Annotated in this window: 12 protein-coding genes; 11 read left to right on the top strand and 1 reads right to left on the bottom strand. The window is 40.4% G+C overall.

The features are described 5' to 3' along the window. The first annotated feature begins 1 nt into the window (after window position 1). From BMY50_RS16625 to BMY50_RS16585, 9 genes are all read left to right on the top strand, one after another. The gene (locus tag BMY50_RS16625) at window positions 2–1,888 is read left to right on the top strand and encodes a RagB/SusD family nutrient uptake outer membrane protein (protein ID WP_093326544.1); all 1,887 of its coding nucleotides are present in this window, start codon (window positions 2–4) and stop codon (window positions 1,886–1,888) included. Between the two features lie 12 nt (window positions 1,889–1,900). Continuing rightward, window positions 1,901–2,578 carry a DUF3823 domain-containing protein gene (locus BMY50_RS16620; RefSeq protein WP_093326543.1) on the top strand — a complete coding sequence of 226 codons (678 nt, stop codon included), beginning with the start codon at window positions 1,901–1,903 and terminating at the stop codon, window positions 2,576–2,578. 152 nt (window positions 2,579–2,730) lie between these two features. After that, complete coding sequence (locus BMY50_RS16615) at window positions 2,731–4,782, top strand: beta-L-arabinofuranosidase domain-containing protein (protein WP_093326542.1); 2,052 nt, start codon at window positions 2,731–2,733, stop codon at window positions 4,780–4,782. Window positions 4,783–4,790: 8 nt separating this feature from the next. After that, a complete protein-coding gene (locus tag BMY50_RS16610; protein WP_093326541.1) occupies window positions 4,791–5,831 on the top strand; it encodes a family 43 glycosylhydrolase in 1,041 nt (346 codons plus the stop codon). Between the two features lie 83 nt (window positions 5,832–5,914). Then, complete coding sequence (locus tag BMY50_RS16605) at window positions 5,915–8,410, top strand: glutaminase family protein (RefSeq protein WP_093326540.1); 2,496 nt, start codon at window positions 5,915–5,917, stop codon at window positions 8,408–8,410. Window positions 8,411–8,995: 585 nt separating this feature from the next. Then, on the top strand, window positions 8,996–10,159 hold the full coding sequence (locus BMY50_RS16600; protein ID WP_093326539.1) for a cellulase family glycosylhydrolase: 1,164 nt from the start codon (window positions 8,996–8,998) through the stop codon (window positions 10,157–10,159). A 31-nt stretch (window positions 10,160–10,190) separates the two neighbouring features. Further along, the gene (locus BMY50_RS16595; protein ID WP_093326538.1) at window positions 10,191–12,035 is read left to right on the top strand and encodes a glycoside hydrolase family 2 protein; all 1,845 of its coding nucleotides are present in this window, start codon (window positions 10,191–10,193) and stop codon (window positions 12,033–12,035) included. 92 nt (window positions 12,036–12,127) lie between these two features. Beyond that, a complete protein-coding gene (locus BMY50_RS16590; RefSeq protein WP_093326537.1) occupies window positions 12,128–13,285 on the top strand; it encodes an aldose epimerase family protein in 1,158 nt (385 codons plus the stop codon). A 5-nt stretch (window positions 13,286–13,290) separates the two neighbouring features. Next, window positions 13,291–14,364: a family 43 glycosylhydrolase gene (locus BMY50_RS16585; RefSeq protein ID WP_093326536.1), complete on the top strand. Its 1,074-nt coding sequence runs from the start codon at window positions 13,291–13,293 to the stop codon at window positions 14,362–14,364. Window positions 14,365–14,858: 494 nt separating this feature from the next. Here BMY50_RS16585 and BMY50_RS28480 read toward each other — a convergent pair whose 3' ends face one another. Continuing rightward, complete coding sequence (locus tag BMY50_RS28480) at window positions 14,859–16,736, bottom strand: family 43 glycosylhydrolase (protein ID WP_238383796.1); 1,878 nt, start codon at window positions 16,734–16,736, stop codon at window positions 14,859–14,861. A gap of 356 nt (window positions 16,737–17,092) precedes the next feature. On the opposite strand from BMY50_RS28480, the gene BMY50_RS16575 reads away from it, so the two are divergent. Together BMY50_RS16575 and BMY50_RS16570 are read left to right on the top strand one after the other, a co-directional pair. Then, window positions 17,093–20,230, top strand: a complete 3,138-nt coding sequence (locus tag BMY50_RS16575; protein WP_093326535.1) for a ligand-binding sensor domain-containing protein — start codon at window positions 17,093–17,095, stop codon at window positions 20,228–20,230. A 9-nt stretch (window positions 20,231–20,239) separates the two neighbouring features. Continuing rightward, window positions 20,240–21,034 (top strand): response regulator transcription factor, encoded by a 795-nt coding sequence (locus BMY50_RS16570; protein ID WP_093326534.1) that lies wholly within the window; start codon window positions 20,240–20,242, stop codon window positions 21,032–21,034. Window positions 21,035–21,205: the final 171 nt, after the last annotated feature.

The raw sequence follows: 21,205 nt of genomic DNA, 5'->3' as shown, positions 1-21,205 counted from the left end.
AATGAAAAGAAAATATTTTTATATAGTGGGTTTAGCCTGCATACTTTTAGGCAACGGATGCAGTGATTTTTTAGAGCAAAAGCCAGATACAATACTTCCTAATGATGAAGTTTATAGTGATCCAAACCTCATCAAATCAGTCTTAGCCAATTTTTATGAGCGGCTCAGTCGTGGGTTAAAGCCCAATACGACCGATCAATATTATCAATGGGGGCAAAGAGCCGGTGGAGAACAATATGACTATACGACGATAGACGAGGCGATTAAATATGACTTCGATCAAGTGAATACTTTTGACCGTAACCGTTGGCGCGTATACGATTATGAGCTGGTTCGTAATATCAATCAGTTTTTGCAGGGACTGAATCAAACCACTGTCCTATCTGACACGGAGAAGGCTCCTCTACTCGGGGAGGCACGGCTGATTCGTGCTTGGTACTATTTTAATATGTGCCGAAGTTTGGGGGGAATGCCATTAGTTGGGGATGAAGTATTTGATTTTACACCAGGAGACGATGTAACAGCATTACAACGTCCGCGGGCCACAGAGGCTGCAACGTATGATTATATCATTAGCGAATGCCATGCTATCGCGAGTCTGATGACGAGCGAGAAAACTACCAATTCGGCTCGAGCTAATAAATGGACGGCTAAAATGTTAGAAGCGCGCGCTGCTTTATATGCTGGGTCGTTGGCAAAATACAACAGTCAGATGCCTGCACCCATACAGACCACCGGAAGAGAGGTAGGAATTGAGCGGAGTAAGGCGGAGAGCTACTATCAGCAGGCTTTGGATGCTGCTACAGAAGTTATCGAACAAGGCCCTTATGCTTTACAAGATAAACGCCCGGACGACAAAGCCCGAAATTTTTACGAAGCGGTTTGCATGAAGGATGCTAATACAGAAGTCATTTGGGCCAGAGATTATATTTTTCCTGGTCAGACACACGGCTTTACCACAGGCAACTTACCGGCATCCATGGCACAAGATGCGAACACAAGTTATTTATCCGTATTGTTGAATTTAGCAGAAGAGTTTGAACTCATTAACACGACAACTCCGGGAGTAGGTAGCAAATTTGATGTGGGAAGTCTTAGTGGGACACCAAAATTCTTCAATACAGCTAGTGAGTTATTTGAACAGCGAGATCCGCGTTTGGGTGGTACTATCTTGTATCCCGGATCTGTATTTGCGAATACCGAAGTGGTGTACCAAGCTGGTCAATTGAATCAGCAGGATGGTCAATGGATTAAACGCGAAGGGGCAGCAAATAGCAGTGATGCGCAAGGAAACTTAATCACTTCCGCCAATGGCCCTGTTTTTAGCTCATCGCTACGCTTAGTGAATAAAACGGGTTTCGGCATTCGCAAATTCTTGGATGAAACACCTGGCGCTGGTACGATCGGAAGAGGTTCTGAAATGTGGGAACCCCGTTTCCGTATAGCCGAGGCTCATCTCATTGCTGCAGAGGCCGCATTTGAATTGAATGGTGGAAGTAATGCTGTATCACTGGCAAATATTAATGCGGTACGGACGCGGGCCGGAGTACAGCCTTTGACGATACTGACCTTCGAAAACATTGTACATGAAAATCGAGTGGAATTTGCCTTTGAAGATCATCGCTATTGGGATATGTTACGTTGGCGTTTAGCTGATAAAACTTGGTCGGGTGGTTCAAGCAACGAAAAAGCTGGTCGCAGAGGCTTATGGCCTTATCGTGTGGTAGCTCCCGGAAGCCCAGAGAACGGTAAATGGGCTTTTGAGGTAAAAAACATGAACTTTATTTATCCGAATCCACTGAATTTTGAAGTCCGTCATTATTACAGTGAATTGGATAACAGCTGGTTAAACAACAACCCTAAATTAGTTAAGAATCCATATCAGTAATACGAATAAAATATGAAAAAGTACGTAATAAATTGGGTTTTCTGCATCGTGTTTTTGTCTCTGTTGGGATGCGGTAAGGATAACTACGAGGCACCGGAAGCTACACTCTCCGGAAGAGTGGTCTATCAAGGGCAGGCTTTGAATGTTAGGGGAACAGATGAGCGAGTACGTTTGCAGCTCTATCAGGACGGTTATGCCAAACGGGACCCCATAGAGGTCTTTGTTGGGCAAGATGGTAGCTTTTCTGCCAAATTGTTCGATGGGCAATATAAGTTAGTTACCAGAGATGGAAATGGACCATGGGTAAACAGTCGCGACACTACCGTGGTGGATTTAAGAGGATCTACATCCATTGATCTGGAAGTCACACCATTTTTTACCATCTCAGATGCAGCCATTTCGTTAGCAAGCAATACAATGAATACTTCTTTTACGATCAACAAGATTGTGGATAACGCCGAAATTGATCGCGTATTATTATTGCTTAATGCTACTGCTTTTGTAGATGATGGCTTTAATCTGATGCGAAAAGAATTTACAACTGATCTAACAACCGGTCCTGTTAACTTAAGTGCCGAATTTGCAGATAATGCGAAGGTTCTCGAAGCAAAAGCACTATTCGGGCGTGTTTGTGTTTGGGCAAAGGGAGCCGATCAAGGGATCTATTCGCCTGTTATTAAGTTGAAATAAACAATGGAATATTGATGGTTTGCATAATTTCGAAGCTTCCGCAAGCCTATATTTTTATCTTTGTAAGCATGTTGGATTTCTAATCCTCTAGGATTTTAATCCAACATGCTATCTGGTTCAAATTGTACGGCCGAAATCCTTATAACTAAAATATGATGTATAAAACGTTTTTTTCTTTAATAACCGCAATACTTGTTCTGAGCGCCTGCAGCAGTAATCATGAAGAGATCACGAATGTAGATCGTCCAGATACTGCTATAATCAACAGTAATTATGTAGTCAATAAAAAGCCTTTAAAAGCGCTGAATTTTATTAAACTGCCAGTAGGTAGCATTCAGCCTAAGGGTTGGTTAAAGAAATACCTATCGCTCCAACAGGAGGGGCTAACAGGTCACTTGGGCGAGATAAGTGCGTGGTTAGCAAAAGAAAATAATGCATGGTTAAGTAAAGATGGCACCGGTGATCATGGCTGGGAGGAAGTTCCTTATTGGTTAAAGGGTTATGCCAATCTGGGGTATATATTGAACGACAAAAAGATTATTGATGAATCAAAGGTATGGCTAAATGCTGCCTTGGAAAGCCAAAGGGAAGATGGTTATTTTGGACCGGAAGTACTGAAGAACGGCAAACCAGACCTTTGGGGTAACATGATTATGTTATGGTGCCTGCAATCTTACTATGAGTACAGCAAGGATGAAAGGGTACTGCCTTTCATGGAAAAATATTTTGCCTGGCAAAATCAATTACCCGATAGTTTGTTGTTAAAAGACTATTGGGAAAACAGCCGTGGTGGAGATAATCTATATAGCATTTACTGGTTGTACAATCGTACGGAAGGAAAGGAATGGCTCCTCGATTTGGCCAATAAAATTCATAAAAATACGGCCGATTGGCGTCAGCCAAATAATTTACCTAACTGGCACAATGTAAATATTGCACAATGTTTTAGAGAGCCGGCAACTTATTATTTGCAGACTGGAAACAAGGCAGATTTAGAGGCAACTTATAATGACTTCCGGTTAATACGTGCCAAATATGGGAATGTACCAGGCGGTATGTTTGGGGCAGATGAAAATGCCCGCGAAGGTTATACCGATCCACGGCAGGGGGTAGAAACCTGCGGCATGGTGGAGCAAATGGCATCCGACGAAATCTTAATGGGCATTACGGGTGATCCATTTTGGGCAGACCATGCAGAAGACGTGGCTTTTAATACCTATCCGGCTGCGGTAATGCCCGATTTCAAGGCCTTAAGATATATTACAAGTCCTAATATGTCTATCAGTGATAGCAAAAATCACCATCCGGGTATCGACAATAATGGTCCTTTTCTCATGATGAACCCTTTCAGCTCAAGATGTTGCCAACATAATCATGCGCAAGGTTGGCCTTATTATGCCGAACACCTCTTTATGGCTACGCCAGATAATGGCGTAGCAGCATTGCTCTATAGTGAAGCAAGTATACATGTTAAGGTTGCAAATGGTCAAGAGATAACGATAGACGCTACTACACATTACCCTTTCGAAGATAAGATTGATTTCACTATCCACACGAAGGATGAGGTGGCTTTCCCTTACTACCTGCGCATACCCACTTGGTCTGAAACAGCCAAAGTGATGATCAATGGAGAGGAAAGCAAAGAGACGTTTAAGCCTGGTTCGTATGCTAAAATAGTGCGAAACTGGAAAGATGGAGATCGGGTTACATTGATTTTACCTATGAAAATGAAGGTAAACACATGGGAGAAGAATAAAAATAGTGTGAGTCTCAACCACGGGCCATTAACCTATTCGCTGAAAATTAAAGAGAATTTTGTTAAAAAAGATAGCAAGGCTTCGGCAATTGGCGATTCAAAATGGCAAGAAACGGCTGACCCCGATAAATGGCCATCTTTCGAAATCCTGCCCGCCTCACCTTGGAACTACGGATTGCTTTTCGATCAACATAAGCCTGAAGATAGCTTTAAAATAGAACGTAAGGAATGGCCCAAAGATGATTTCCCCTTTTCGCAAGAAAATGTGCCGGTAAGCATCAAAGCGAAAGGGAAGCGCCTACCTGAATGGAAAATTGATCAATATGGGCTTACGGGTGTATTACCGCAAAGTCCGGTAACGTCAGCATCGCCTGAAGAAGAGATAACACTTATTCCCATGGGCGCTGCAAGGCTAAGAATCGCTGCTTTTCCTGTGTTAAATAACTGATTTTAATAATGAGGCTGATCAGAAAACATTTTTTAGGTTTTGTAACGTTGTTGATTGCGGCGATGGGCAGTAACGCGTATGGACAAGAAACGAATCATGTAGCACCAGCTCCTTTATTTCGTGATCCTATTACGGATGGTGTGGCAGATCCGACGCTCATCTACAATAAGGATGAAAAAGCCTGGTGGATGCTTTACACACAGCGCCGAGCGAATACAGATGCTGCCGATGTTGCATATTGCTATGGAACCGCTATTGGCATTGCTTCGACTTCGGATGAAGGCAAAACTTGGGTTTATCGGGGAACACTTGACCTTGAATTTGAAAAAGGCAAAAATACCTTTTGGGCACCCGATGTAGTGTATCATGATGGGAAGTATCATATGTACCTGGCTTACATAAAGGGGGTGAGAAACCATTGGGGTGGACAAGCAAAGATGGCTCATTACGTAAGTACAAATCTATGGGATTGGGAATTTTTAGATTTTCCAACGCTCACTTCAGAAAAGGTAATCGACGCTAGTTTGTTTAAAGATCGCACAGGCTTGTGGCGAATGTGGTATAAAGATGAAGCAAACCCCGCTGGAAATATGCTCATGGCAGAAAGTAGTGATTTAAAGACATGGAAGACAAATCGGAAGCCTATTTTTCCAGGAAAAGGCCAGGAAGGCCCGAAAGTCTTTGCGTATAAAGGCTACTATTGGCTGTTAACTGATGAATGGGCTGGAATGCGTGTATATCGTTCAAAAGACTTACAGCATTGGGAAAAACAGGGGAGAATATTGGATACGAAGGGAAGTAGGCCAGACGACACACCGACTGGGGCGCATGGTGATGTCATTGTACTAAAAGATAAAGCCTATGTCTTTTACTTTACCCATCCTGGAAGAAAGGAGCATAGAAAATCGGATAATAATGAAATCGGCGTGCTGCCTTACGAACTGAGACGGTCATCCGCCCAAGTAGCGGAGCTAAAATTTGAGAATGGAACATTGACTGTAAATAGAGATGAACCATTTGATTTTATCTTATCTGCGCCCACAGACTAGTTGGGTAAATGGGGCGAAAATAAAATAGGCTAATCAACAGGTACCATAAATTTACATGGATATAAAGATACTAAAACAAAAAAATGATGAATAAAATAACTTTTAGTTGCTTTTTGATAGGGCTAGGTGTACTCGTCAGTTGTACGAACAGCCCGACAAAACAATCTTCTGAGAAATCTGCAGAGTCTACGTTGAGAGCACCTGCGTATCCCTTGATAACGCATGATCCTTATCTTAGTATATGGTCTTTTGGTGATACCTTAAATACGCAGCAGACAAAGCATTGGACAGGTGCAGATCAGCCGCTAATTGCACTTGCTCAGGTAGATGGGCAAATCTATCAGTTGGCGAGCAAGCCACTTTCCGTAATAGAAGATATAGTGCCAACAGCACAAAAGAAGCCATACTCGGTACGTTATACCTACAAGCAGCCAGATGCAGGTTGGGAGAAGGGCGATTTTGCCGATCAGTCATGGAAACAAGGGGAGGCGCCTTTTGGCGATAATTCTGGTGATAATCCTATGAAACCTGCTTCTTTATATGATAAAGAGATTTGGTATCGTAGAGAGTTCACGCTGGCGGAGATCGAAAATGACGTGAAGCTTTTGATAAGTCATGATGATGCGGTAGAAGTTTTCTTAAACGGTGAGCGGATTTATGAAGATGAAAACTTTTTATTAGATTATACCCAAAAAGATATTAGTGAAGCAGGACGGAGAGCATTCAAAACAGGAAAAAATGTGCTAGCCGTTCATTGTAGAAATGATCGTGGAGGCGCATTCATTGATGTGGGATTGGTGCGCGAACGTCAATTACTAGATACTAAATTGGCGGCACAAAAAGCTGTTAAATTAACCGCAACACAAACGGCTTATACATTCGATGCAGGCGCCGTAACACTTGATTTAACATTTACTTCTCCTTTATTAATAGATCAAGTGGAAATACTTGCGAGGCCTGCTTCCTACGTTACCTTTAAGACTGCTTCTTCAGATGGTAAGCAACATGATGTAAAGCTCTGGTTTGCAATGTCGGGCCTGATTAGTTCAGACAAACCAAATCAGGAAGTGAAAACAGCTTTGGAAAATGGGGATAATCAACTGATACAATCGGTTGGAACCACCAGTCAGGCAATACTAGGCAAGAAGGGTGATAATGTACGGATTGATTGGGGTAAGGCTTACCTTGCAGTAGACAAGAAGCCAACGGTGAAAGCTATGCCTAATAACTTACAAGACTTTGTAGCGGCTCTTGCAGGTAAAGGAAATAAATCAGGTGCATCAAGCGGTTATGCGGGTGACATATTGGTTGGTGTAGAAATGGATTTAGGTAAAGTTTCGGATCCTATATCCGAACATGTTACGGTTGGTTATGACGATGAATATTCGGTACAATATTTCGGGAAAAACCTGCGGCCATGGTGGCGCAGAGATGGAAAGACGACCGCATTAGATATGTTGAATGCGGCACAGCAGGATTATGTTAAGCTCATGGAGGCATGCAAAACATTTGATGCAAAGTTAACGGCAGATGCCAAGAAAGCTGGTGGAGAAAAGTATGCCGACTTATGTAACCTGGCCTATCGTCAAGCGATTGCAGCGCATAAAGTGGTAGCAAATACAAATGGAGAGTTATTGTTTTTTTCCAAAGAAAATTTCTCCAATGGATCTATTGGAACGGTGGATATAACATACCCATCCGCACCGATGTTTTTATTGTATAATACTGAATTGGCTAAGGGGCTACTACGGTTTATTTACGAATATTCCGAAAGTGGGAAGTGGAGTAAACCTTTCCCCGCCCATGATGTAGGCACTTACCCACTGGCTAACGGACAAACGTATGGGGAGGATATGCCAGTAGAAGAGGCGGGCAATATGCTTACGATAACTGCTGCAGTTGCTGTTAGAGACGGTAATGCGGATTTCGCTGAAAAGCATTGGAAAACATTAACTACCTGGACCGATTTTCTTAAAAAGGAAGGGTTAGATCCAGCAAATCAATTGTGTACAGACGACTTTGCTGGTCATTTAGCAAGAAATGCGAATCTCTCCGTAAAAGCTATCATGGGTATTGCATCCTATGCCAAACTAGCCGAAATGCTACATAAAGACGATGTAGCGAAAGAGCATTTTGAACTAGCGAGAACCATGGCAAAGAAATGGATGGAACTGGCCAATGACGGGGACCATTACGGGCTTGCATTTGGACAGAAAGATACCTGGAGCCAAAAATATAACATGATATGGGACAAATTGTTGAAATTGAATATCTTTCCTAAGGAAGTAGTGGAAAAGGAAATTGCTTATTATAAAACGAAGCAAGAGCTTTACGGATTACCGCTTGATAGCAGAAAGACTTATACGAAATCTGATTGGATTTTGTGGACTGCTACATTAGCCCCCGATGCAGACTTTCAAACGTTCGTAGATCCGGTGTGGAAGTATGCTAATGAAACGACGGATCGTATTCCTTTGAGTGATTGGCACGAAACAACCGACGGTAAGTCGGTAGGATTTAGAGCACGCTCGGTAGTAGGTGGGTACTTTGTGAAGATGTTGCAAAAAGAGATGGAGTAAACTTTTTGATTGGTCAATTATAGGTAAGAAGGCGGTATTGTCAGGAATTTCCTAGGCAATCCGCCTTTGTTTATGGCTTTCCATTTTTGGCCGCAAAAATGGAGCAAAACTCGCTGCTGTACCTAGCTGCTACAACGGTAGTGCTTCCACCTGCACGCCGCAACTAGCTAAGGCAGCATTTCACCCGAAACGGAGTGCTATTGCGAGCAAGTAACCGTTTCGAGTCACGGAGTAGTATAAAGTTGCTACAGATCAGAAAACGGGGCTCTGGAGCGTAGGACAGGGTGGCCTCGCAGAATGAGCGGCGAAAAATGGTTTCGGTGGGTGAGGTTAGTTCTATGACAAGTGAAGCGTAGCGAAACGGCTCCATGGAACAAGTCGGGGAAACCATTTTTAGCTATTCTGTGTAGCCTTGATTTTTGCTCAACTTTTGATCAAGCAAAAGTGATAATAAAACGATATTGAGACAATATATAGAAAGATTGAAACGCTACATTTTTGTATTCTTTATCAGATTTGCTTTCTTTGAAAAAGTTGAGGTTCATTGAATGAACTTCAGGTCAATCGATAATCAATTAAAACTTTATGAGAATATCTGCATTAAAATTATGTCTTCTTATAGCAATTGGCATCTGTTTTATCCGTTGCACATCGCAAAGTGAAAAAAAGGCACATCAGAATGAAGACACGATAGCCCAACGTGTTAAATGGACGACCGAAGAGGCAAATAAATGGTACGGAGGGGAGGATTGGCCGATAGGCAGTAACTTTAGCCCGAGTACGGCCATCAACCAGTTGGAGATGTGGCAAGCAGAAACTTTTGATACCTTAACGATCAATAAAGAATTAGGCTGGGCTGCAGATTTAGGCTTTAATACCATGCGTGTATATTTACACGATCTGTTGTATGAGCAGGATAGTGTAGGGTTTCTAACAAGAATGGACGTTTTCCTAGAGATAGCCCATAAGCACAAAATTAAGCCACTTTTTGTGTTTTTTGACTCCTGCTGGGATCCTTTTCCAGCTTTAGGAAAGCAACGCGCCCCTAAACCTCATGTTCACAATTCGGGATGGGTACAAAGTCCGGGTGCAGATGTATTAAAAGATTCAACACAGTACCCCAGATTGGAGCGCTATGTTAAAGGAGTTGTGCAGCATTTTGCAAAGGATGAGCGAATTCTGGGATGGGATGTCTGGAATGAACCGAACAACCCGAACACAAGTTCCTATGGAAAAGTGGAGTTAAAAGATAAAGAGAAGTATGTACTTCCCTTACTAGAGAAAAGTTTCAGTTGGGCAAGGGCCGCAAACCCTATACAGCCACTCACTTCGGGCCTATGGGATGGTGGAGATTGGTCGGACGAAGCGTCTTTAACCGCTATACAAAAGGTACAGCTTAATGAATCTGACATTATATCTTTCCATAATTATGAGGATCCCGCTTCATTTGAATCACGCATCAAACAACTGCAAAAATACGGAAGGCCATTACTGTGTACGGAATATATGGCACGGCCAAATAAGAGCACATTCGAAGGCAGTCTACCAATAGCCAAAAAATATAATGTGGGTGCATACAATTGGGGTTTTGTGGATGGCAAGACGCAGACAATTTATGCCTGGGATAGTTGGAAAAAAAGCTATAATAGCGAACCTGCAACATGGTTTCATGATATTTTGAGAAAAGATGGAACACCTTTTAATGAACAGGAAGTTCAATTCATAAAGTCATTAGCAGCAAAGAAATAACAAACATATATACTCTTAAATAGATACAAGCATGATCCGGAAGTTACTGATGATAGTAGTACTGGCAGTACCATTTCAATTAACAAAAGCACAAACAACTACTTGGAAGCCTGTTGCTGGCAAAATTATGTCGCCTTGGGCAGAGCAGGTAGATCCTTCAAAACCTTTGAAGGAATATCCACGGCCGCAAATGGTTCGAAATAACTGGCAGAATTTAAATGGAATTTGGGAATATGCTATTACGCCTAAATCAACAAATAATTTGCCTGCCAAATTTGATGGGCAGATTCTAGTGCCTTTTGCTGTTGAGTCAGCCTTATCGGGTGTAGGGAAAACGGTAGGAAAAGAGCAAGTACTGTGGTATAAAAATACCATTGAATTAGCAAAATCTGTTAATAAAGATCAGGTTTTGCTGCATTTTGGAGCGGTAGATTGGCAGTGTGATGTTTACGTAAATGGCAATAAAGTAGGAAGCCATGAAGGTGGCTTTGATCCTTTTTATTTCGACATCACAAAGCAGTTAAAAAAGGGTAAAAAGCAAGAGATCGCTATCCGGGTCTGGGATCCAACAGATGACGGTCCACAACCAAGAGGTAAACAAGTTAAAAATCCTGAAGGTATCTGGTATACTCCGGTAACGGGTATCTGGCAAACTGTATGGGTGGAGAGCGTACCTAAAACCTTCATTGCTCAAACGAAACAAACGCCCGATGTTGATCAGCAGCAACTTAAATTTTCTGCAATTGTAGAAGGTGGTATGGCTGGCGATCAATTAAAAATAGTTGCACAAAACGCTGGGAAAACTGTAAGCGAAAAGACTATTGAAGTGGGTGCGGAAGCAAGTCTTCCAATAGCAAATGCTAAACTGTGGTCGCCTACCAGTCCTCACTTATATGATCTTAAAATCTCTTTAATAAGAAAAGGAAAAGTAGTGGATGAGGTAACAAGTTATTTTGCCATGCGGAAAATTTCTATGGCTAAAGATAGCAAAGGTATTCAACGTCTTTTATTAAATAACAAGTTTGTTTTCCAATATGGTCCGCTTGATCAGGGCTGGTGGCCAGATGGTCTTTATACAGCACCAACAGATGAAGCCCTTTTGTTCGATGTTATTAAAACGAAAGGGATGGGCTTTAATATGATCCGTAAGCATATTAAGGTAGAGCCTGCACGCTGGTATCGTCATTGTGATAGCTTAGGTATGCTGGTTTGGCAAGATATGCCAAGTGGCGACTTAGGAGGGAACCGTTGGGATAACCGTGTTGGTCAAATTTCTGGATTTAATTTAGACAAGGAGCGCTCTGCCGAATCGGAAGCCTATCATAAAAAGGAATGGAAATCAATTATGGAGGCTTTGCATAATTATCCGAGTATTGTTGTTTGGGTACCTTTTAATGAGGCTTGGGGGCAGTTTAAAACGAAAGAAATTACGGAGTGGACTATGCAGAACGATCCTTCTCGTTTAGTAAATAGTGCAAGTGGGGGTAATTTCCTAAAGACAGGACATATTTTAGATATACATAACTACCCTGATCCTTCGATGCCTGATCCCGAAATTTTTGGAGACAAGCAAGTATTGGTATTGGGCGAGTTTGGTGGTCTAGGATTGCCAGTGGAAGGGCATACTTGGCAACAGAAGGATAACTGGGGCTATCAAAATTTTAAGAATAATGACGAATTATTGAAACGCTATACCCGACTCATGGATGATTTAAAGAAACTTATTCCATTGGGACTATCAGCCGGTGTTTACACACAGACCACAGATGTGGAGGTGGAAACAAATGGAATGATGACCTATGACCGGAAGGTTATTAAAATACCGGAAGCAACATTGAATCAATTACATCAGTCACTTTATCAAGCGACACAATAAATTGATATGTAGGAACAGTAAAGCGATCGTTCGACCGAACGATCGCTTTACTGTTCCTACATATTTATGGTTGAAAACGATAAATACAAGCTATGAATAGTATTAAATTTTTGGGCTTAGCTGGAATAATTTTCCTTGCTAGCTGTAATGGGAGCAACGAAAGGAAAGAAAGTAATGACGACACAACGGCTACCGCATTAGCAACCCTAGACACCGCTAAATTTGGTGGGTCTTTTGATGGGAAAGCTGTCAAACTTTTTACGATCAAAAATAATGCTTTAACGGCCTTGATCACCAATTATGGAGGAAGATTAGTAGGGCTTACGGTTCCTGATAAAGAGGGTAAACCTACAGATGTTGTATTAGGTTTTACAAGCGCCGAAGGTTATAAGACTTCAACTGAACCCTATTATGGAGCAACTATTGGGCGTGTAGGTAACAGAATTGCCAAAGGCAAATTTACATTAGATGGTAAGGAATACACCATTTTTACCAATAATGGACAGAATGCCTTACACGGTGGAAAAAAAGGTTTCCAAGATGTTGTTTGGGATGCAGAACAAACGAGTGACTCCTCGCTGGTATTGACATATCATTCGCCTGATGGAGAAGAGAATTTTCCAGGTAATCTTGATGTCAAAGTTACTTTTACTGCAACGGCAAATAATGGAATACGCTTTGACTATGAAGCAAAAACAGACAAAAGGACTCCTGTGAATTTAACGAACCATGCCTTTTTTAATCTCAATGGGGAAGGTAATGGAAGTATTAATGGCCATTTATTACAGATAGATGCTGATAATTTTACACCGGTGGATAGTACGCTGATACCATTAGGAGAGAATAAATCGGTTGTGGGTACACCCTTTGATTTCACTAAGACCACGACGATTGGCAGTCGGGTAGAGGAGCGTAATGAGCAACTGACTTTCGGCGGTGGATACGATCATAATTTTGTGCTGAAGAAAGGTGCTCAATATGGCTTGGCTGCAACGGCGATAGGCGATAAAAGTGGCATTGTGATGAGCATTTATACTGACCAGCCTGGCCTGCAGTTTTATGGAGGCAACTTCATGAAAGGTGAAAATACGTTGAAAAATGGCGTGAAAGACGACTATCGAACGGCTATAGCATTGGAAACACAACATTTTCCAGATGCGGTAAACCAACCCGCTTTTCCTTCTATTATATTGGATCCAGGAAAAGTATATAAAACGAGTTCTGAATACGTCTTTTCGATTAATCAATAGTAAATATGGGCCTTCGTCAGAATAAGCGCTTTATGTTGTTGGTTCTTATGGGGTTTGGTATGGCTTGTAAAGCAGGAACTGTTGAGCATAACAACAAGCCCGATACTACAAATAAAACCTATACTAATCCCGTTTTTGAACCTGTTTTAGCAGATCCTTCTGTTATCCGTGATTTAAAAACGGGAATTTTTTATGCATTTGGTACTGCTGATGATTGGGGAGATGGTCAAGGTTTGCGTTTAGTACCCATGTTGAGGTCTAAAAACCTCGCGAGCTGGAGTTATGTTAAAAATGCATTGACCACAAGGCCCAAATGGAAAAAAAAAGGAGGAATCTGGGCTCCGGATGTGAATTTGGTGAATGGGAAATATTATATGTATTATGCTTATTCTACTTGGGGAGATCCTAATCCGGGAATTGGATTGGCAATAGCTGATTCGCTTAATGGAGATTTTATTGATCAAGGAAAGGTTTTTCTGAGTGCTGAAGTGAATGTGCCCAATTCGATCGACCCTTGCTTTTTTGAAGAGAAGGAGAAAAAATATCTTTTCTGGGGCAGTTTTAGTGATTTGCCTACCCAAGGGACGTACGCCATTGAGTTAACTGCTGACGGAAAGGCTGTTATTGATAAAAAGAAGAAAACTAAGATAGCAGCAGGTGATTGGGAGGCGGTTATGATTCATAAAAGAGGTCAATACTATTATTTCTTTGGATCAAAAGGCTCTTGCTGTGAGGGCATAAATAGTACCTACCACGTTCTTGTTGGACGTTCAGAAACGCTATTAGGACCTTATTTAGATAAGGAAGGTCATCCTATTACAGAAAGAGACAAAGGTACTTTGTTAATTAAAGGGAACGATAAATTTGTGGGTACCGGGCACAATGCGAGGGTTATTACAGACGATGAAGGCTCTGACTGGTTTTTGTATCATGGCTTTCGTGCAGATAAGGGGAATCTTTCGAATGGAACAGACAGACGAATTCTATTGGTGGATAAACTGGAATGGAACGATGGATGGCCTGAAATTAAAGGTAAAGGAGCCTCTTTTGAAGGGCAAAGGGCACCGGTGTTTAAATAAGAACTTTTTCGTGTCACTTTTATTCGTTAAATGCTTGTTTGAAGGCCCTCATGCTACTTTGTGGTTTCCGCAAAAGTAACGTAAAACCGAACCCGAGAATTCGGGGGAGCTCATGAATACCTTTAAAAATCAACAAAATGTGAATAACTCATCGCTTTGAACTTTGCTTCATCGGTAGTGCATCAACGTGCAAATCGCAAATTTCCTAGGTGATATTTTAAGCAAAACGGAGGGACTATCCGGGCAGGCTTAAAGGGTAGAGTGGAGGCAGAATGGCCTTGGAGTGTAGAAAGGGACGGCCTCGCAGAACGAGCGTTAATAAAATGGTTTCAGAGCGTGATGTTCGTTCTGTGACAAGTGAGCGTAGCGAAACGACTTCACGGAACAAGTGGGGAAACCATTTTTAGCGAGGGCTGTGTAGCCTTGATTCTTTGCTCCTTTCTTATCAAGAAGAAAGGAGATGAAATTAAAGCTTCTTTATGATACGCTAAGAATTATTGAGTATCTATAGTCAAAAAAACTAATTTTTTCGATGCTAATTTAAGATGATCTTCGGCCCCCTCTTTAATGAATTGTAACTTTACAAGAGCTGTTTTTCTTGGTGAAACCTTATCCTTCGAAGAATGTGTATGTAAAACGTATTGAAGCTGACCATTTTTGTCTGTAAATAGGTCGCCATGGCCTGTACCATTAACGCCCAAAAGTTTTTTGCTAATGAGGGGATTATTTGTACTCTTTTTCCAAGGCCCTAAAGGGCTTACAGCAGTTGCGTATCCAACAGCATAGTCTGGATTTCGAAAATCATTAGCGGAGTATAGAAGGTAGTAAAGGTTTTTATGTTTTATGACTGTAGGGCCCTCGGTGACCGGCCATGTGGCCTTGGCGGTATTCTCCCAAGGTTCAATTGCCTGTAAGCAAGGGGTAATGGTTTCTTCTTTAATTTCTTGTAGGTTAGCACTTAGCTCGGCAACGTATAAGCGATTTCCTTCTTTTAACTTTACAAAATATATATAAGCTTTTCCTCCATCAAAGAAAACATACGGATCGATCTGTTTTGTATCTCCATTTAACGCTCTTTTTTCGGCTTGTTTAAAAGGACCTAGCGGACTATCACTTTCTGCTATTGCTAGCTGTTCATCAGCCGTATAAATCATGTAGAATTTGCCTTGGTGCTTAAAAACTTGCGGAGCCCAAAAGCCATTCGTTCCAAAAGCATCGCTTTTGTGAAGAGCGTAGCCATCTTTTGTTCCGGCAGGACCTCGCCATGTTTTTAGATCAGATGAAGTGTAAACAGTGAAGCCATTCTTAGCCCCTGTTCCATATAGGTAATAGATGCCTTTATCAAAGAAGATGGTGGGATCAGCTAGGGTTAGCGTATCTAGCTTGTCGTGCTTAACCTTTTCTACTATAGTAGGCCAGCCCTTCTGATATACGATGGGTTTTATGAGCGCAACCCGCCCATAAGCATCGGGTTTTCCTGTATTTGAATTAATAGGTATAGCGTGATAAGCAATATAGGTCTGCCCATTTGCATCACGGAAAATAGAATTATGCCCTGGCGCCAGCCAGGCACTATCTTTTTCTAAAATCACACTACTGTTAGATGAACGACTGGCACCTAAACGTTCAAATGGGCCATTGGGATGCTTTGAACGAGCAACAAGGACAGCATAACTGGCCTCCACACCACAACAATTATCGCCCGAATAATAGAGATAATAATAGCCTTTGTGGAAGTCTACCCACGCACCTTCAATCAAATTGTCGTATTTTTTTTCCTGGCGAGGGTATACAATATCCTGCGCGAGGGAACCTTCTTTGAAAGCAGACCAATCATCTTTCATTTCCTGCACTTTGATTGCCTGATGATCAGAGCCCCAATAGAGCAATTTCTTTTTGCTATTAGGGTCAATAAATGCCATAGGATCTATATTGACGAAGCCGTCACCACATAACAATGGTTTCCCCATATCTATAAAGGGGCCTTCGGGTTTGTTTGCATAAGCAACGCCAAGACATTTTCCCTTGCCTGATTCTCCGGAATAAAAAAGCACATATTTGTTAAGAGCACTATCGTACAAAACATGTGGTGCCCAAAAATCACGGTTTGCCCACGTTGGTTTCGTAGGGAGTGCGTCTCCAAGGACGGTCCAATCCTGTAAATTTTCGGAGACCGCTACTTGTATATGCGCTAATTTACCGCGAACAGTACTGTTCGTGGCATAAGCATAGTACTTGCCATTAAATGGAACGATGGTAGGGTCAGGAAAGTCTTTATTGATGATGGGATTCTTAATATATGGAGGTGCCTGTGCTTGCAAATTTGCAGTTAACAGACATAGAAAAAGCAATGAAAGAAGTTGGCAGCGCATAGTCGACTATAATTGGTTCTTGAACGTTCAAATTACGACAATTCATTGTATTGTGGTTCTTAATAATGTATCAATTTTTCTCTTCTTTTTCTCAAGGGAATAAACAACGAGGGTTTTGATTCCAACTTACAGGCAAACAACATATCTATTAAATGTGAAAACAAATAAATCTTGTTCGTAAATAAATAGGAGTTTTTTCGCTTTTATCCGAACAAGGTCCGAATAAGCTCCGACTAATGTCCTAGTAAAATCCTATTTATTTTGCTCGTTGTTTGCCGATTAATAGCTCTTTAGGGCTATCAGGATGAATTGCTTTTGCGCTTGTTTAAAAGAAATATTATGTTTGATGATCCATTATGATAAAAGAGCTAATCTGTGTAATCTTTATTTGTTTTTTCGTAAAGCAAAGCTATTCTCAACCTTATTATTTTAAACACTATCAGGTTGAAAATGGACTGTCAAATAACGCGGTGATCTGTAGCTTGCAGGATAGTAAAGGGTTTATGTGGTTTGGAACGAGAGATGGATTAAATCGTTTCGATGGCTATACCTTTAAAGTATTTAGGCATGATACGAACGATTCTTTGAGTATAGGCCATAATTATATCCATAGCTTATTTGAAGATAAGCAAGGAAAGATCTGGGCAGGAACGGATTTTGGAATTTTTATTTACGATCCCATAACAGAAAGCTTTACGCATTTTCAGCACGATAGAGAGGCGGTAGTGGTAAACATCCAGTCGGATCAAGATGGAAATATATGGTACATCGCTAATTTCTCTTCCTTGATACAATACCGTCCGCAAACAAATGTTTATAAAGAATTTACTAACTTAAAAGTAAGTTCCATTGATGCGATGGTGTTGAGTAAAGCGGGGGTATGGATTGGATCCGGTACAGGCGAAATAAAATTCTTAAATCCGATATCAGGAGATATTAAATCCTATGATATTTTCAAAAATTCTCCTCCGCTTAGAACAAAATCAGTTATCTGTTTAACTTGGGATGAACAGTTCAACCGTCTTTGGATAGGCACTTCAAAACAAGGGGCTAAAGTATTGTATCCAAAAGAGAATCGTTATGAAGATCTGGTTACATTAAGTGACGACGGCCAGCCTCTCTTTGTCCGTGATATCAAAAAGATTGGAAGCAATCAGTATTGGTTTGCAACTGAATCCGGTGTCTTCATTTATCTGGAGGAAAAGAAGAAAATCCTACAGCTGAGAAAACAAGATAACAATCCGTGGACATTAAGCGATAATGCGAATTATACCTTGTGTAAAGACCGTGAAGGGGGCATTTGGGTAGGGTCATGGTTTGGAGGCTTAAGTTATTATCATCGTCAACATACCTTTTTTGAAAAATATTTTCCTTTGAATGAGAATAATAGCTTATCTGGAAGTGCCGTAAGAGAGATCGTGGAAGATGATGCCGGGAATTTATGGGTGGGCACCGAAAACGGCGGATTAAATAAATTTTCATCTAATCAGAAAAAAATTGAACATTTTACGGCCTCAGGAAGGTTAGGTGACCTTTCTGGTTCCAATATCCATGGGCTCTTGGTAACTGGAGATACGCTATGGGTTGGTACATTTCATCAAGGATTAAACTTAATGAGTATTGCAACTGGTAAGGTCTTTAAGCAATATTATGCGGGTAATGGTAAGCATAGCTTGAAAAGTAATTTTATCTATACCATGCTCCGATTAAGAACGGGAAAAGTCTTATTGGCAACAGATCATGGTATTTATCAATATTTATCCGAGGAAAAAGCATTTAAAAAAGTAGAAGGCTTTCCGGAGTATATTTTTTATACGAGTTTATACGAGGATAGCGACGGAACAATATGGGCAGGAACCTGGCGTGATGGTTTATATTTCTATAACCCAAATACAAATAAAAAAGGTTTGTATACACATATGGAGGGCAATGATAAGAGTTTGGCAAGTAATCGTATTACGAACATAAAAGAAAGTCGTAACAAAGAACTATGGGTGGGTACTGAGGAAGGATTATGTTATTTAAATAAGGAGAAGGATAACTTCATAAGATATAATTTTCAGCGGTCTTCAGAAGGTATACTGGTATGTGCAATTCTAGAAGATGAACAGGAAAGCTTATGGGTTAGCACTTCTAAAGGCTTAATCCAGTTTAATCCAAAATCTGGTTTCACAAGATCTTTTAGTATGGCAAATGGACTGCTAAGTAACCAGTTTAACTATAATGCTGCGTATAAAGCAAAGGATGGAATACTTTATTTTGGTAGTGTAAAAGGATTAATACGGTTTGATCCGGGTGGCTTAAAAGAAAAAAACTTTGTTCCACCAGTATATATAACAGGTTTCCAGGTTTATGATCGTGATCTTGAGATAAACGGACAAGGGTCGCCGCTAAAGAAATCAATTACATTTACTGATACAATTTTGTTAAAATATAATCAATCATCCTTTAGTATTGATTTTGCAGCTTTAAGCTATGTTTCCCCTAATATGACAGAGTATAGCTATAAAATGGAAGGTTTAGATCCTAACTGGACTTATTTACAAACTAATAGAAAAGCTTATTTTACCGAACTTTCACCTGGGAAATATACTTTTAAAGTCAGCGCAGTGAACAGTGAAGGAAAACGAATAGGGAAAGGGGCTGTTTTATTCATTCATATCTTACCTCCATTTTGGGCAAGTGGGGCTGCTTATGTCTTATATTTTATATTGTTGGTATGTTTGATATACTATATTATTAATACTTACCACCAGCGAGTCAAGGAGAAAAATCGTATAAAATTAGAACAACTTGCCCATCGCAAAGAAGAGGAAACTTATCGCGCTAAAATCGATTTTTTTACACAAGTAGCACATGAAATTAGAACACCATTGACCTTAATAAAAGGACCGATGGAAAAAATCATTAAACAGGTAGATGAAGTTCCTGCTATAAGGAAGAATCTGCTTATCATGGAAAAGAATACAGATCGCTTATTGCAATTGTCTGGGCAATTGTTAGATTTTAGGAAAACGGAAGAAAAAGGATTTCGTCTTAACTATCAAAAAATAAATATAACACAGTTTCTTAAAGAACAGATTGAACGGATAAAGCCAACAACACAGGAAAAGAAAATCAAGGTAAAAGCTGAATTTTCTAAAGAACCGATTTGGGCTTTTGTTGATGTAGACGCCCTTGATAAAATAGTTAGTAATCTTTTAAACAATGGATTGAAGTATGCTGCTAGTAAAATATATGTTGATTTGGAATTAAAGGATAGCAGTTTTCATATCGCGGTAGCGAGCGACGGCAACTTAATACCAATAGATTTAAGAGATAAAATTTTCGAACCGTTTTACAGGTTGCAAGGAAGTGAAAGGCATCTGGGTACCGGTTTGGGTTTAGCTTTAGCAAAATCTTTAGCGGAAATGCATGGTGGGCATTTGATTTTGGATACTGAAAATATGCAAAACTTTAATACTTTTGTTTTATCATTACCCGTTAACCAATAACAAATTCGAATGATGATGACCTCAACGCAAATATCTAGCAACAACAAACCCTGTGTGCTTTTAGTAGATGATCATAGTGAAATTTTAGATTTTTTAGCGGATGATCTTCACGAACAATACAACGTTTTTACGGCTTATGATGGGAAAGAAGCTTTGAGTAGGCTGGCTGATGAAGCTATACAGCTCATTATTAGCGATATCATGATGCCCGTTATGGATGGATACGCTTTGTGCGAAGCAATTAAATCTAATGTAGAATATTGTCATATACCGGTGATTTTACTTACGGCGAAAAACACGTTACAGTCCAAAATTTTGGGTTTGGAATTTGGAGCAGATGCGTATGTTGAAAAACCCTTTTCCCCACAATATTTACAGGTACAAATAGCGAACCTGCTTGCTAATCGTAATAAGATAAGAGAGTATTTCGCTTCATCACCCCTAGTACATATCAAAACGATGGCTCATTCAAGGGCTGACGAGCTCTTTTTAGAGAAACTGGATAACCTTATTCAGATGAAATTGGATAATCCAAATTTGGATGTAGAACATTTGGCGGAATTAATGTGCATGAGTAGACCAACTTTGTATAGAAAAATAAAGGCCATTTCTGATTTAACACCAAATGAGCTAATCAATATTGCTCGTTTAAAGAAAGCTGCAGAATTACTGGCCGAAGGATGTTTTAAAATTTATGAAATAGCTGAAATGGTTGGGTATAGTTCTCAAACGCATTTCGGCAGAAATTTCCACAAACAATTTGGAATGTCTCCTTCCGAATATATTGATGTTTTGAAAAAATAAAAAGTCATCATATTCCGTTCTGTTATTTTTTGGACTTCTTGCTTTTATTGTATTAAGCAGAAGAACGTACAAAATGTTCTTTGTATTATTTACGATACAAAACAGCGAAATATTGATACTTTACGTTTAGCTTCCCTTCGTATTCTACTACTACCTTTGATTCTATTATAG

The organism is Olivibacter domesticus, assembly GCF_900109575.1.
Taxonomy (GTDB): domain Bacteria; phylum Bacteroidota; class Bacteroidia; order Sphingobacteriales; family Sphingobacteriaceae; genus Olivibacter; species Olivibacter domesticus.
The sequence above is the reverse complement of the archived record's forward strand: the minus strand, read 5'-3'. Positions and strand labels throughout refer to the sequence as shown.

Bases quoted from the DNA above. Each gene is read 5' to 3' on its own strand.
- BMY50_RS16585 (WP_093326536.1), top strand. From the start codon at position 13,291: ATGGGCCTTCGTCAGAATAAGCGCTTTATGTTGTTGGTTCTTATGGGG.
- BMY50_RS28480 (WP_238383796.1), bottom strand. From the start codon at position 16,736: ATGCGCTGCCAACTTCTTTCATTGCTTTTTCTATGTCTGTTAACTGCA.
- BMY50_RS16610 (WP_093326541.1), top strand. From the start codon at position 4,791: ATGAGGCTGATCAGAAAACATTTTTTAGGTTTTGTAACGTTGTTGATT.
- BMY50_RS16625 (WP_093326544.1), top strand. From the start codon at position 2: ATGAAAAGAAAATATTTTTATATAGTGGGTTTAGCCTGCATACTTTTA.
- BMY50_RS16600 (WP_093326539.1), top strand. From the start codon at position 8,996: ATGAGAATATCTGCATTAAAATTATGTCTTCTTATAGCAATTGGCATC.
- BMY50_RS16605 (WP_093326540.1), top strand. From the start codon at position 5,915: ATGATGAATAAAATAACTTTTAGTTGCTTTTTGATAGGGCTAGGTGTA.
- BMY50_RS16620 (WP_093326543.1), top strand. From the start codon at position 1,901: ATGAAAAAGTACGTAATAAATTGGGTTTTCTGCATCGTGTTTTTGTCT.
- BMY50_RS16570 (WP_093326534.1), top strand. From the start codon at position 20,240: ATGATGATGACCTCAACGCAAATATCTAGCAACAACAAACCCTGTGTG.
- BMY50_RS16590 (WP_093326537.1), top strand. From the start codon at position 12,128: ATGAATAGTATTAAATTTTTGGGCTTAGCTGGAATAATTTTCCTTGCT.
- BMY50_RS16595 (WP_093326538.1), top strand. From the start codon at position 10,191: ATGATCCGGAAGTTACTGATGATAGTAGTACTGGCAGTACCATTTCAA.
- BMY50_RS16575 (WP_093326535.1), top strand. From the start codon at position 17,093: ATGATAAAAGAGCTAATCTGTGTAATCTTTATTTGTTTTTTCGTAAAG.
- BMY50_RS16615 (WP_093326542.1), top strand. From the start codon at position 2,731: ATGATGTATAAAACGTTTTTTTCTTTAATAACCGCAATACTTGTTCTG.